The sequence below is a fragment of the Tundrisphaera macrotermitis genome, from assembly GCF_051175315.1.
Taxonomy (GTDB): Bacteria; Planctomycetota; Planctomycetia; order Isosphaerales; family Isosphaeraceae; genus Tundrisphaera.
Genome location: NZ_CP195100.1, coordinates 3,074,479 through 3,088,139, shown reverse-complemented (window position 1 = coordinate 3,088,139; position 13,661 = coordinate 3,074,479). Strand labels below are relative to the sequence as shown.

General features: G+C 69.5%; 12 protein-coding genes. 7 read left to right on the top strand and 5 right to left on the bottom strand.

The window, feature by feature from the left end:
• The first annotated feature begins 23 nt into the window (after positions 1 to 23).
• The gene (locus TA3x_RS12400; protein ID WP_435021634.1) at positions 24 to 752 is read left to right on the top strand and encodes a GntR family transcriptional regulator; all 729 of its coding nucleotides are present in this window, start codon (positions 24 to 26) and stop codon (positions 750 to 752) included.
• Between the two features lie 65 nt (positions 753 to 817).
• On the opposite strand, the gene TA3x_RS12395 is transcribed toward TA3x_RS12400, so the two are convergent.
• The 3 genes from TA3x_RS12395 to TA3x_RS12385 all read right to left on the bottom strand — a co-directional run bounded on the left by TA3x_RS12395 (position 818) and on the right by TA3x_RS12385 (position 3,547).
• On the bottom strand, positions 818 to 1,810 hold the full coding sequence (locus TA3x_RS12395) for an MBL fold metallo-hydrolase (protein WP_435022352.1): 993 nt from the start codon (positions 1,808 to 1,810) through the stop codon (positions 818 to 820).
• Positions 1,811 to 1,852: 42 nt separating this feature from the next.
• Positions 1,853 to 2,767: a DUF362 domain-containing protein gene (locus tag TA3x_RS12390; protein ID WP_435021632.1), complete on the bottom strand. Its 915-nt coding sequence runs from the start codon at positions 2,765 to 2,767 to the stop codon at positions 1,853 to 1,855.
• A gap of 105 nt (positions 2,768 to 2,872) precedes the next feature.
• The gene (locus TA3x_RS12385) at positions 2,873 to 3,547 is read right to left on the bottom strand and encodes an HAD family hydrolase (RefSeq protein WP_435021630.1); all 675 of its coding nucleotides are present in this window, start codon (positions 3,545 to 3,547) and stop codon (positions 2,873 to 2,875) included.
• A 155-nt stretch (positions 3,548 to 3,702) separates the two neighbouring features.
• On the opposite strand from TA3x_RS12385, the gene TA3x_RS12380 reads away from it, so the two are divergent.
• From TA3x_RS12380 to TA3x_RS12370, 3 genes are all read left to right on the top strand, one after another.
• A complete protein-coding gene (locus tag TA3x_RS12380) occupies positions 3,703 to 4,473 on the top strand; it encodes a phosphoesterase (RefSeq protein WP_435021628.1) in 771 nt (256 codons plus the stop codon).
• Between the two features lie 18 nt (positions 4,474 to 4,491).
• Positions 4,492 to 5,238 (top strand): DUF1559 domain-containing protein, encoded by a 747-nt coding sequence (locus TA3x_RS12375; protein WP_435021626.1) that lies wholly within the window; start codon positions 4,492 to 4,494, stop codon positions 5,236 to 5,238.
• Between the two features lie 199 nt (positions 5,239 to 5,437).
• Positions 5,438 to 8,398, top strand: coding sequence for a hypothetical protein (locus TA3x_RS12370; RefSeq protein ID WP_435021624.1), 2,961 nt, complete (start codon positions 5,438 to 5,440; stop codon positions 8,396 to 8,398).
• On the opposite strand, the gene TA3x_RS12365 is transcribed toward TA3x_RS12370, so the two are convergent.
• Positions 8,304 to 9,185: a hypothetical protein gene (locus TA3x_RS12365; RefSeq protein ID WP_435021622.1), complete on the bottom strand. Its 882-nt coding sequence runs from the start codon at positions 9,183 to 9,185 to the stop codon at positions 8,304 to 8,306. The two genes, TA3x_RS12370 and TA3x_RS12365, sit on opposite strands and share 95 nt — an antisense overlap.
• Positions 9,186 to 9,302: 117 nt before the next feature.
• On the opposite strand from TA3x_RS12365, the gene TA3x_RS12360 reads away from it, so the two are divergent.
• Both TA3x_RS12360 and TA3x_RS12355 read left to right on the top strand, forming a co-directional pair.
• A complete protein-coding gene (locus TA3x_RS12360; RefSeq protein WP_435021620.1) occupies positions 9,303 to 9,983 on the top strand; it encodes a hypothetical protein in 681 nt (226 codons plus the stop codon).
• Between the two features lie 49 nt (positions 9,984 to 10,032).
• A complete protein-coding gene (locus TA3x_RS12355) occupies positions 10,033 to 11,190 on the top strand; it encodes an N-acetylglucosamine-6-phosphate deacetylase (protein WP_435021618.1) in 1,158 nt (385 codons plus the stop codon).
• A 64-nt stretch (positions 11,191 to 11,254) separates the two neighbouring features.
• Here TA3x_RS12355 and TA3x_RS12350 read toward each other — a convergent pair whose 3' ends face one another.
• Entirely contained in the window at positions 11,255 to 12,634 is a 1,380-nt protein-coding gene (locus TA3x_RS12350; protein ID WP_435021616.1) for a cytochrome-c peroxidase, read from the bottom strand.
• A 459-nt stretch (positions 12,635 to 13,093) separates the two neighbouring features.
• Between TA3x_RS12350 and TA3x_RS12345 the strand changes: the two genes are divergently transcribed.
• The gene (locus TA3x_RS12345; RefSeq protein WP_435021614.1) at positions 13,094 to 13,462 is read left to right on the top strand and encodes a thioesterase family protein; all 369 of its coding nucleotides are present in this window, start codon (positions 13,094 to 13,096) and stop codon (positions 13,460 to 13,462) included.
• Positions 13,463 to 13,661: the final 199 nt, after the last annotated feature.

Below are 13,661 nucleotides of genomic sequence, written 5' to 3'. Positions count from 1 at the left end.
GACCTCCAGAAAGCTGGTCACCCATGGCTGCGATGGAATCGGACTCGGCCCCGGGCGACGACTGCCATGCCTCGGCGAGCGACATCTCCCGCGACTGCACGAGGGTGACGATCCGCCGCGCCCTGGTCCAGAGGATCACCGACGGCACCTATGCCCCCGGCGACCGCCTCCTGGAGCTGAAGCTCGCCAAGGAGTTCGGCACCAGCCAGGGGCCCGTGCGCGAGGCCCTCCGCGAGTTGGAAGGGATGCGGCTGGTCTCCACCGAGCGTTACCGGGGCTCGCGGGTCCGGGCCGTGAGCCGCGAGGAGATGGTGGAGGCCGCCTGGGTCCGGGGGCACCTGGAAGCCGAGGCCGCAACGCTCTCCGCCCCTTCCTTGGCGGGCAACGTCGGGGCGCTCCGCGAGATGACCGATGCCTTGATCGTCGCCGCCCGCGAGGGCCGGCTCGACGACTATGCCCGGCACAACGAGGATTTCCACCGCTTCATCATGCTGGCCGCCGGCAATGAGGTCCTGCTGCGCACCTGGGATTCGCTCCTCCTGGAGGCCCGGACCCGGCTCGGCATCGAGCACGTCGGCGACGCCCTGATCCCGATCGCCGAGACCCACGTCCCGATCGTCGATGCCCTGGAACGCGGGGATGGCGAGCTGGCCGGCCAGCTCCTCCGCGAGCACGCCGACCTGCTCGCCCTCGACCCGACCGACCCCCGGGTCGTCCAGTACGCAAGCCGCGGCGTGCACGCCCCAACCTGAGACGCCGTCCCTGCCGGCGGCCGCGCCCGAGGGTTCGGGGCCGGGCGTGCACGCGAGTCTCGCGATCAGTCGCGGTCGTCGAAGGATCGGGCCGCGACAACGCCCACGACCAGCCCCAACCCCAGGCAGAGAAGCAGGCTGCGCGCCGGGTGCGGCACGTCGGGCGGGATGTAGGTCACGCCCGAGGCATCGGCCCGGGCCGGGTCGCGGGCATATCGGCCGCCGTGCGGGACGGCGATCCGGTCGAAGTCGCGGACCAGGGTGGCCAGGGCGGCGTCGAGTTCGGCCCCGGCCATCGGCCGGCCGTGGCCGGTGATCGCCAGGGCGGGCCGCAGGTTGGCCAGGGCCTCCACCGACCGGCGGGCCAGGCCGAAGTCGCTGGTGTAGTACATCGGCGGGCCGTGGATCTCCTTGCGCTGCTCGATCACGGCCAGGACCGATTCCTGCCGGGTCGTGACGAAGGCATCGCCGGCGATCAGGGCCCGGTCGGAGTCGCGGAACAGCGCGACGTGGCCGTGGGTGTGCCCCGGCGTGTGGACCCACCGCCAGCCCGGCAGGCCCGGCACGGAACCGTCGGCGGGCAGGGCGCGGGCCCGGTCACCGACGTCGATCGGGCCGGGCGGGAACATCCACGACAGGGCCGAGAACATCCCGCCCCCCACGGTCGTGTCGGGCGGCGGGTAGGCCGACCGGCCGGTGATGTAGGGCAACTCCAGCTCGTGGGCATAGATCGGCACGTCCCACCGCTCGGCCAGCGACCGGAGCACGCCGATATGATCGAAATGGCCGTGGGTCAGGACGATGGCCGAGGGCCGGGCATACGCCCCGAATCGGTCCTCGGCCGCCTCGACGATCGAGGTCTCCGAGAGCGGCATCCCGGCGTCGACCAGGACCCAGCCCCGATCCCCGGCCTCGGGCGGCCCGACCAGGACCACGTTGACGATCGCCGTCCGCAGGTAGGCGATGTCGTCGGCGATGGCCGTGGCGGCCGTCCCCCCTTCGCGGTCATGGAATCCGGGCGCGGTCTGGAGCTGGTCCTGCATCTGGTGCTGGATCATCGGATTCATGGTGCCTGCCCCCTGGCTTTCGCCGGTCTTGGATCAGAACGCCTCGCCATACGCCGACTTGCGGAACGACTTCACGGCCGCCTCGACGGACACGCCCTTGAACCGGAGGACCCCCGGCTTGGTGGCCTGCTCCGACCCTGCATACGGGATGCCCAGGCCCAGCTTCGCCGCCTGGTGGAGGTGCTGGACGGCCAGCGTCTCGAAACCGAGCAGGTAGGCCCCGACCGTGTCCACGGCCACGGCGTCGCGTCCTGCAATGGTGATGCCGGTCTCGATCGCCTTGCCGCCGACCGGCCCCTTGCCGATCATCGCCGGATGCCCGACCACGATCGACAGATCGATCGGAAAACGCATGAGCATCCCCACCAGGAACGCCTGCTTGTCGTCCAGGATGTTGTGCGGGTGGAGCTTCTGGCTCACGCGGGGGTGGCCGTAGAAGTCGGCGGCCGGGTAGCTCATGGCGATATTCTTGATCGCCAGGGTCACGGTCGCCGTCTGGTGGACCTTGAGCTGGGCCAGCGAGACCAGCTTCTCGTATTCGAGCACGCGCGGGTTGACCATCACCCGCCGCTGCGGCCCGAACGGGAGGTCGACGCCGACGAACGGGGCCTTGTTGTGGTCGAACCACTCGACCCCCTCCTCCTCGATCACCTCCATGAAACCCAGGACCTTGAACACCTCCTCCGTCTCCATCGCCCCGGCGCCGCCGGACACGATGATCTTGCGGGGGTGCAGGGTCTTGATGTGGCGGATCGTCGCCCGAAGCGAATCAGCTTGGGTGCAGGCGGTCTTGTCGGACTTCGTGGCCGTCGTGTCGTTGGGCTTGATCGCCACGACCTTGTCCTTGAAGTCGTCGAGCGTGATGTCGGACAGGGCGCGGGTGATCGACTTGTCGATGTCGCCGGGGACGTCGGCGATCGAGACGGTCAGGGCATCTTCGGGGCTCATGGCGCGGCCTCTCCGGGGTGGGGATGGGGACGGGGCCGTTCCGGTCGGCCCGCCGATCCCGCCGGCTGGCCGCGAATCCCATGCCCGCGGATCCTGCGGGCCGGGTCAGCCCTGGCCCGACAGCACCGCGTCGATCCACTCCGCGACCCCGGCCCCACGCTCGCCCTGCGTGACCACATCGACGCGGGACTTGACCTCCGGCAAGGCGTTGGCGACCGCCACCGACCGGCCGCAGATGCGGAGGAACGCCAGGTCGTTCTCGGCATCCCCGACCCCCGCCGCCTCGCCGGGCGTCAGGCCCAGTTCCGCCAGGGCGACGGCCAGCCCCGACGCCTTGTCCACGCCCGAAGGCAGGACCATCACCGCCCTCTTGTTGAGCGTCACGGCCAGGTCGAGTCCCTGCTCGCGGATCACCGCCTCGACCGCCTCGGCATGCGGCTGCCAGGTCGCCACGATCGCCCGGCCGACCGAGATCGGGCCCACGCCCCGGGCCCGGAGCGTCGAAACGAAGCCATCGGGCGGGGGCGGGGCGAGCCGTCGTTCGGAACCATCCCCGGGGCGATACAGCACCGCCCCGTTCTCCGCCACCACGCGGTCGAACCCGGCGATCTCCGGGCAGATGGCCAGCAGTTCGGGCAACTCCCTCCCCGTGACCAGGACCACCGCCCGCCCCGATGCCCGCCACCGTCCCAGGGCGAACCAGGTCGTCGCGTCGATCACCCCCCGATCGGCCAGGGTCCCGTCATAGTCCGTGGCCAGCGCCCGGATGGTAGGATTCAATCCATCAATCCCCATGGCCGCCATTGTCGTAAAGAGGATGGGCGGGGGTCAAGCGAGCCGCCGAGCCGTCGGCACGGGCCTTGCGATCCTCCCTTCCCAATCCATATGACCACATCCAAGCCGGCAATCGGGCCGGGAGAAGCGACCGGATCCCCATGGCCAACTTTTATTGCAGCGACCCGCACGCCTTCCACGCCAACATCCTCAAGTACTGCCGGCGGACCGCCTTCATGACGCCCGAGGACCTCGCGGCGTTCCTCCGCCTGGAGGAGACCGGCGGGGACTTCGGCACGCTCCGGATCGGCGACGAGTCGGTGGCGCGGATGAACCGGGCCCTGGTCGAGAACATCAACGCCCGGGTCGGCCGCGACGACACCCTCTGGTGCCTGGGCGACTGGGCCTTCGGCCGGGGCTCGGACTACCTCCGCAACGCCCGCTGGTTCCGCGACCAGATCCATTGCCGGGACGTCCGCCTGATCTGGGGCAACCACGACGACCGCAAGATCCGCGACCTGTTCACGGCGACCCATGATCAGGTCCGGATCCGCGACGGCGAGGCCGTGTTGACCCTCAACCACTACCCGATGGTCACCTGGGACGGCCAGCATCGCGGGTCGGTGGCCGAGCCGAACATCCACCTCTACGGCCACGTCCACGCCCTCTACCAGCGCAACCCCGAGGCCAGCCCGCTCCGCTACACAGAGGCCTGGGCGGCCCTGGACGTCGGCTTCGACGGCCACGACTACCACGTCTGGTCGCTCGACCAGATCCTCGCCGCGCTCCGCCCCCGCCTCCTCGGCCTGGAGGCCCTCAAGCGCGAACGCAAGCAGTTCGATCCCTTCCGAGGCCGGGGCGCCGCGCCGTTCCGGCCGATCGAGGACGCATTCGGCTCGGACGAATCCGCCTCGGAACTTCCGGCGAGCTAGCTTCCCGGGAACGATGTCATGAAAGCGACCCTCGCTTCATTCAACCTGCGGCGTCTCATGGCGTGGGTTGCCGTTGCCGCCGTCCTCTTCGGGATGATCGCCTGGCTCGTCCGGATAGTTGATGAAGCCCGTCGATCGGCGAATAGCGCCCAATGCGTGGGCCACCTGGCGCAAATCGCCCTCGCCCTTCACAACTATCACGAAGTTTACGGCCGCTTCCCTCCTGCCTACATCGCCGACCCGGAAGGCCGGCCGATGCATAGCTGGCGAGTGCTGATCCTCCAATTCCTCGAGCCTGGCCTCTACGGGGCTTATGACTTCGCCGAACCATGGGACGGGCCGAACAACTCCCGGCTGGCCCTCTCCAAACCCAACTTCTTCGCCTGCCCCAATGGTCCCGACTATGGGGGGCACTCGAATCGGACCAACTATCTGGCCATCGTCGGGCCGGGCACGGCGTTCCCCGGCGGACGATCGACCTCGCTCTCCGATGTCAGCGACCCGACCGGCGACACGATCATGATCGCCGAGGTCGCCGACTCCGGGATCAACTGGATGGAGCCGCGCGACCTCGACGTGAGGACGATCGATGCCGTCGATGGCGGCCCGAAACAGCCTCATATCTCCAGTCATGATCGCGTCGCCCATGTCGTTTGCGTGGACGGCTCGGTGCGGGTGCTGCCGGGATCGATCGCCCCGAGTGAGGCGAGGGGCCTCGCGACGATCGGCGGCGGAGAGCCGACGCCATCGGCATGGGTCCGATAGCGGTTCCTCGTCGGGGATGAGTGGAACCAGATGCGTTCGACCCTGCTCCGTCCGACCGAAGCGAATCCACGTCCCGGCCTACCTACAGATTGGCGGGGGAATGGGATAGGATGTTGCCGACCGCGCGAGGTGGGGCATCGTTGCGCCGGGGTTCGGACCGGGCCCGCCTCGCCCCGTCGCGGTCGGAGGTCCCACTGCGATGCGTCGCCTTCCGTCCTGGCTCGGCCTGGGGTTCGGCCTGGCCCTGCTCCTGTTCTGCTACCGGCCGGCCCTGTTCTCCGGAGGCCAGTACGGGTTCCGCGACGCCGCGCACTTCTATTATCCGCTCTATCACCGGGTCCAGGCGGAGTGGGACGCCGGCCGATGGCCGCTGTGGGATCCCGGGGAGAATGCCGGGATGCCGCTGCTGGGCAATCCCACCGCGGCCGTGCTCTACCCCGGCAAGGTGATCTATGCCGCCCTGAGCTATGCCTGGGCGGCGCGGACCTACGCGGTGGTCCACACCGCCTGGGCCTTCCTGGGGATGTGGATGCTGCTGCGGCCCTGGGGGGTCCGGGGCCCGGGCGCGACGATCGCCGCCCTGGGGTATGCGTTCGGCGCCCCGATCCTGTTCCAGTACTGCAACATCATCTTCCTGGTCGGCGCGGCGTGGGCCCCGTGGGGGATGCGGGCGATCGACCGGTGGGTCCGGCTGCGGAGGCCGATGGCCCTGCCCGAGTTGGCCGTGATCCTGGCGATGATCGTCCTGGGGGGCGATCCCGAAACGGCCTATCTGCTCGGCCTGTGCGCTGGGGCCTATGCGTTCGCGTTGAGCCGGGGCGAGATCGAGCCGAATCGCCGCGACGATCGCCCCGCCAGGCCGGGACGGATCATCGCCCTGGCGGCGGCCGGGGCCGTGGCATGGACGGCGATCAGCCTGGCCGGCGCCTACTACCTCCCCCATCTCCGCCAGAGGGTGAACGAGGGCCCGGTGCCGAGCCTCCCGTGGGTGCCCTGGCTGCCGAAGATCTCCCTGGCGGCATGGGGGCTGGCGGGCCTGGTCCTGCTCGTCCGCTGGCGGAAGGGGAAGCCCCTGGCCCGGGTGCTGATGCCGCGATTGGTCGGCCTGGCGGCGGCGGCGGCCCTGGCCGGGGCCCTCTCGGCGGCCCAGTTGCTGCCGGTCCTGGAGTTCACCCGCAGCAGCGCCCGGGCGACCGACGAGGGGCCGCACGACATCTATCCGTTCAGCCTGGAGCCCTACCGCGTGGTGGACCTGGCCTGGCCGGGAGTCTTCGACCGGCCGTTCGGCGAGCCCGTCTCCTGGATCGGCGTGATCCCTCCGCGCGGGAACCACCGGGTCTGGTCGCCGTCGCTGTACCTCGGGGGCTTGACCCTGGTCCTGGCCCTGGGGGCGTGGGGGTTCCGTGGCGGTGCCCCCTGGCGGGCGTGGCTCTCCGGGATCGCCGTCGCGAGCCTGGTCGCGGGTTTCGGCGAGTTCGCCAGCCCGATCTTCCTGGCCCGGTACATCCCTGCGGTCGCCCGCGAGATCGGGGCGCATGACCTGCCCAACACCAACACGGTCCGGCTGGATGGATTTCTCCGCGACGGCGACGGGAGCCCCTATTCGATCCTCGCCACGGTCCTCCCCGGGTTCCACACGTTCCGCTACCCGAGCAAGCTCCTGAGCTTCACCGCCCTGGCCCTGGCCGCGCTGGCCGGCATCGGCTGGGAGGCCGCGATCGCCGGCCGGCAGCGGCGGATGCTCCGATTCTCGGCGATCGGGGCCGGGGCGACCGTGGCGGTCCTGGTCGCGGTCACGCTGGCGCGTCCCGCCCTGGTCAAGGGCCTCGCCGGGGCGAAGGTCGCCACCGTGTTCGGGCCGCTCGACGCGGCGGGGGCGGTCTCCGGCATCCAGGCGGCGCTGATCCACGGTGCGCTGATCCTGGGGGCCGGCTGGTGGCTGATCCGCCTGGCCTGGCGCCGCCCCGCCCTGGCCGGGACCCTGGCGGCGGCCCTGACGGCGATCGACCTCGGCGTGGCCAACGCCCCGCTGGTCGTCACCGTGGATCAGGCGGAGCTGGAGAAACGCCCGGAGGTTCTGCTCCGGATCGACGAGGCCGAGAAGATCGACCCGGCCCCGGGCCCATTCCGGATCCACCGGACGCCGGTGTGGAGCCCCATGGTGTGGACCTCGCAAGGCTCGGCCGACCGGCTGACCGACATGGTGCGCTGGGAGCGGGACACGATCCAGCCCAAGTACGGCCTGCTCCACGGGGTCGACTACACCTACACGATGGGGACGGCCGAGCTTTACGACTACGAGTGGTTCTTCGCCGGATTCCCGCGCACCGTCGAAGGCGACATGATGCGGCAGCTCGGGCTGAAGGAGCCCCAGCAGATCGTGATCTATCCCCGGCGCGGGTTCGACCTCTGGAACACCCGCTACTTCGTCCTCCCCTTCGTCCCGTCGTGGAACGACCCGGATCGGGGATTCGCCGCGCTCCTGCCCCGGACCGAGCGGATCTACCCGCCCCGCGATGCCTTCAAGGGCCCGGACGGCGAGACGAAGATGCGGACGTGGGCCGAGACCTCCGACTACCAGATCCTCCGCAACAAGGACGCCTACCCGCGGGCCTGGATCGTCCACGAAGCGCGGATGAAGGACCCGATCGTCGACCTGGCTCGCAATTCCCGCACCCGGACGATCTTCGAGATCCTCTATCCCGCCGACGCCCTGTGGTTCGACCCCGAATGGGTGCTCTACGACCCGAAGCGGACGGCCTGGATCGAGACCGACGACCGATCCCAGCTCCAGGGCTTCGTGTCGGGCGGGGCGCCGACGGCCTCGGAGACCGCCTCGGTGGTCGTCCAGGGTCCGCAGCGGGTGGAGCTGGACGTCTCGCTGGCCCGGCCCGGGCTGGTGATCCTGGCCGACATCTTCTACCCCGGCTGGAAGCTGACCATCGACGGCCAGCCCGCCCCGATCCTCCGGGCCAACCGGATCATGCGCGGGGCAGCCGTCCCGTCGGGCCGGCATCGCCTGGTCTATACCTACGAGCCCGGCTCGTTCCGGGTCGGCTGCCTGATCAGCCTGGGCGGGCTCGGCTTCCTCGTGGCCTATCCGATCGGGCTGGGCTGGCGCCGTCGCTGGCGCCTGGAACATGCGATGATCCGGGGGTGATCCGCCAGACCTCCCCGATCCGCCGCAGGTGCCTCATGTGATCCTCGGGCCCGGCCCCCTCGAACCCGATCACGGTGAACTTCCCTTCGGAGAACGCCCGCGACTGGATCCAGCCGTCGCCCCAATCGACCCGAGCCGTGGTGGGCCGGCCGTCGACGGCGCGAATCAGGTCGTCGGCGGTCTCGGTGGTGCTGGCGTAGCCCTCGGGCACCTGGGCCGAGTGGGTGACGATCATCGCCTTCTCCCCCGCCGCGGCCGCCCGGGCGAAGGCCCGGAACCCCGCCATCAGGCCGGGGTCGACCTTGCGGGCCGCGATGTCCCCCTCATACCCGGCATAGATCGAGTCGGCCATGATCAGGGCGTCGATTCGGGCGAAGTGCTCGGGGACCTTGAGCAGCTCGCGCACCCCGCCGAACCCGGCGCTGAACGAGCTGACCGTCACCCGCCCGGCGTGCAACGGCGTCGGGCTATCGACCGCCTTCACGGCGCGATCGATGATCCGGAGGAACAACTCCCGGTCGGCGAACGGCTCGGAATATGCCTTCGACAGCCCCTTGCGGTTGACCTCGACCAGCACGACGGAGCCGGGGAACTTCGCCAGCGCCGGCTCGACGGCACTCGGGGCGCCGTGGAGATGGATCAGGAGGTCCACCGCCCCATCGGCGGGCCGGTAGCCTTCGGGGATGAACGCGGTGGCCTCCCCGCCGAGGTCCACCCGCCGGCCGGGAGTCGCGGTCGACGCCTGGCTGATCAGCACCGCGGCCAGGAGGAGAGGGATCGCCGGCATGGGCTCGATCTCCGAAAGGGGTGGGAGGGGCGGAGGACTCGGCCCTTGATGCGTCCCGGCGGGAGGTTAAAGTGGGTCGAGTTGTCGCCCCCCTTCCCTCGTCGCGAGCCGTTCGTCATGGGCCTGAAACTGCCGATCGCTTTCCTGTCCCTGGCAACGGTCGCGGTGGCCCAGGGGCCGAAGCAGCCCAAGGTCGCCCCCGGGCCCAACGAGCCCGACTGGAAGGTCGTGCTCGACACCAAGTACGGCCTCTCGATGTTCGGCGACCTGCTCAACCCGGTCAAGACCACGCCCGAGGCCACGCCCGGCCTGTTCCGCAAGGCCGGCCCCGGCCCGGTCACCTACCGCCCGGTCATCGCCCTCGGCCTGGAGACCCGCAACAAGGGGGGCTGGTATCGCCCCGCCGCCGACCCCACCCGGAAGCCCGACCGCACCGAGACCTGGTCCTACACCTTCAAGAACACCACCAAGGACGTCCAGACCGGCAACCGCCTCCCGCCCCCGTTGGCCGATGGCTCCAAGGTCGAGTTCGACCCCGGCGACGCCCCCTTCGGCCTCTGGGTCGCCAACGACGGCCTCGCCGAGAGCGATGTCTACAGCCAGCCCGCCCTCGTCGCCGCCCACACCAAAAGGCTCTCCAAGCAGCCCTACAAGCTCATGATCTACCCGTACAAGGACAAGGCCACCGGCCAGATCGTCCCGAACAGCTACCTGCTGGGATGGGAATATTCGACCAATGACGATTTCCAGGACATCGTCTGCCGGGTCGATAACGTCTCCCTGATCATTGAACCTTGATCGATCGGGTTGGAACCCCTGGCATCAGGGTGGGGAACATCGCTGGGATATGATCGGAAAAGCACGCCAGATCGATACGGGCGAGTGGGTCAAAGTCGACATTGCTGATGGCAAGATCGCGGCGGTCGAGGACGCCGAGGGGCCGGACGAGATCCGCGATGATGATCCCTGGGTCGCGCCGGCATTCTGGGACATCCAGACCAACGGCCGGTGGGGCATCTCGTTCTCGGCACCGGACCTGACCGTCGATCAGGTGGTCGAGGTCGTCCGCGCCCAGGCCCACCTGGGGACGGCGCGGCTCTGCCCGACGCTGATCACCGCGATGCCCGACGCCACGATCCATGGGGTCCGGACGATCGCGCAGGCGTGCGACGCGCACCCGGACGTCGCGTCGATGATCCTCGGGATCCACCTGGAAGGGCCGTATCTTTCCGAGATCGACGGATACCGGGGCGCCCACCCGATCGCGGCGATCCGCGACCCGGATCGGGGCGAGTTCGAGGCCATCCAGGCAGCGTCCGGGGGGCGGGTTGTGATGATGACCCTGGCGCCGGAGCGTCCGGGGTCGTTGCCGTTCATCGAGTGGCTGGTGGCTCGGGGGGTAGCGGTGGCCGTGGGGCACACCGCCGCCGATGGCGCGACGCTCCGGGCCGCCGCGGCGAGCGGGGCCAGGCTCTCGACCCACCTTGGGAACGGGATCGCCTCGCCCCTGCCCCGCCACCCCAACCCGATCTGGGATCAGGCGGCGCTCGACGAGTTGTGGGCGTCCGTGATCGCCGACGGCCACCACCTCGAACCGTGCGTGCTCAAGACGCTGGTCCGGGCCAAGACCCCCGAACGGGTCATCCTGGTCAGCGACGCCAGCCCCCTGGCGGGATTGCCCCCCGGCCGTCATGGCGAGTGGGAGGTCGTGCCCGAGGGGAAGGTCGTCGTCGCCGGAACCCCCTACCTGGCCGGGGCCATGCAGGGGATGGCCGAGGGGACCGACGCGCTCATCCGGGTCGCCGGGCTCACCCCGGCGCAGGCGATCGCCGCCGGGACGAAACACCCGGCCCGATTCCTGGGCCGTCCCGATCCGGCCATCGAGCCCGGCCAGCCGGCCAACCTGATCCGGTTCCGGCTCGGGGGTCGGCCCGCATTCGAATTGACCGAAGCCTGCGTGGACGGGCGATGGGTGAAAGCCGACGACGCCCCGGCCCGGGAATGAACGACGCCCGCCAGGATGCTTGATCCTGGCGGGCGCCTCGATTCATCTCATCGAACCATCCCTCTCAGCGGGCGGAGAGGACCCGGTGGACGTCCTGGGTTTCCAGCGAGGCCTTCTTGGTCTTGGTCGGGATGGCCAGGGCGGCCTCGGGGTCGGGGCTCTTGCCGTCGGCGCCCGGGGGGAGCTTGGGCAGTTCGACCTTGATCGGGGCGCCGGTGAGGGCCTTCATGAAGGCGACGAGGTCGGCCTTCTCCTGGGCGGTCAGCTTGAGCGGCTTCATCTCGGGGTCGAGCGAGGGGTTGGGGTTGCCGCCCCGGTCGTAGTAGTCGATGACCGCTTCCAGGGTCGCTTCGCTGCCGTCGTGCATGTACGGGCCTGTGTGGACGATGTCGCGGATCGTCGGCGTCTTGAACGACCCGACCTCGCTCTCGGACTTGGCGCCGATCGGGGCGATGGCGAACCGGCCGAGGTCGGCGAACTTGCCCTGGGAAGCATCGAAGCCGACGCCGAGGTTGTGGAACATCTCGTCGGTGAAGTTGGCCCCGGCGTGGCACGAGGTGCAGTTGGCCTTCTTCAGCAGCGAGGGGTCGACCTTGAACGGGTCGTCGTCCTGGAGGCGGAGGCCGAACAGGACCATCCCGCGCTTCTGGCTCTCGTCGAGGATCTTGAAGGTCTCCTCGTCGTCGGGGTTCCCCCGGGTGTAGCGGTCATAGGCCGAGTTGCCCGACAGTGCGGTCCGCTCGAACGAGGCGATCGCCTTGGCCATGCCGTCCAGGGTCACGTCGGTGCCGAACACCTTGCGGAACTGCTCCTTGTAGCCGGGGATGGTCCGGAGCCGCTCGACGATCTCCTTGTAGGACTGGTCGCCCATCTCGATCTTGTTCTGGATCGGGCCCTGGGCCTGCCCTTCGAGCGACGGGGCCCGGCCGTCCCAGAACATGGTCCGGCCGTAGGCCGTGTTGATCACGGTGGGGGCGTTCCGGCCGCCGACCTGGCCCTCGATGCCGATCGAGGTCTTGGCGTTGTCGGTCCAGCCCCGCTCCGGGTCGTGGCAGGTGGCGCAGCTCACCGTGCCGTTCTTGGATACGCGGGGGTCGAAGTAGAGCTGGCGGCCCAGCTCGACCTTCCCCTTGGTGATCGGGTTGGAGGCGGGGATCGTGGCGGCGATCGGGTCGAGGCCCAGGGGCTCGGCCAGCTCATACGGCTCGTCGGAGATCAGGCTCTTGTCGGCGGGGAGCCAGAGGTAGTTCAGCGGGGTCGGGCCCTCGGTCGCCTCGCCCCCCTTGACCTCTTCCTTGACGACGTCGATCAACTGCTTGGTGTCGACCCGGCGATCGGGCGTGGTCAGTTCCGCGCCCTTCTGCCCCGGGGCGGGGGCGGGCGTGGCCGGGTTCGAGCCCGTCGTGGCGGGCTTGTCCTGCGCCGAGGCGGAGGCTTCCGCCATCGGACCGGTACCGCCGCAACCCGTGAGGAGGATTGGGGCCGCGAGCATGAGGGAGGCGAGCCAGGCGGGCCGGGACGAAGGAGGCGGGATGGGCATGATTTCTCCAACAGGGGGACGCGCGAAACGCGACCCCGATACGCTTCGCCGGAGGCGGGACCGGCGACGATCAACGCGCCGATCGAGTTGAGGCCTGTTCGGGCCGGAGGGATCCGGGAGCGGTCCTCGGGGCGGCTTCGCCTGCGCCGGCATCGGGGCGGGGTCGATTCGGCCTCGGTCTCGCGTCCCCATCGATCCTAACCGATAATGATTATCGTTGTCCCCCCGAGGATGGTCAAGGCGTTGACCCGTCGGGACGCCGCAAGTTTGATTGAAGTCAGAGGAGGCGGGGCCTCGCCGCCCCGTTCCCGTCGGATGCGCACCCCTCCCCGCCCCGGGATGTCGGCCGAAGAACGGCTTGTCGTGGACGAAACGAACCGGATCGTCTTCGCCGACGAGCAGATGCCGGCCGTCCTGTCGACGCCTTGGCTGGTCGCCCACCTCGAATACGCGGCACGCCACGCCATCGCCCCATGCCTATCGGACGACGAGCGGAGCGTCGGAACTTATGTCGAAGTCGAACACCTGGCGCCGGTGCCCGAAGGCCTGACCGTGATCTGCAAGGCCCGCGTCATCCTGGTGTCGGGACCGGTCGTCACCTTCCAGGTGGAAGCCCACGACGGGATCGAGCCGGTCGCCCGAGGTATCCATCGGCGCCGGATCATCGATGTCGCGAGATTCCGGCGCCGCGTCGCCAAGAAATCGGGATCGGTGACGAACCCTCATGGGTGACCGCTCATCAGGCCGACGCAATCCGCTTGCAATCATGCTTGCAACGAGGCTAAGATCGACTTGACTTCCCTCCTATGACCCCAGGCCTGATGGTTTGGGGCGGAAAAATGGCGGGATTTCGCGTTTCGCAGGATTCCCATTTGTGGGATCCAGGGTAAAGTTGTTAGGATTCTTTCTTGAGACGACTGTCACAGGGTAG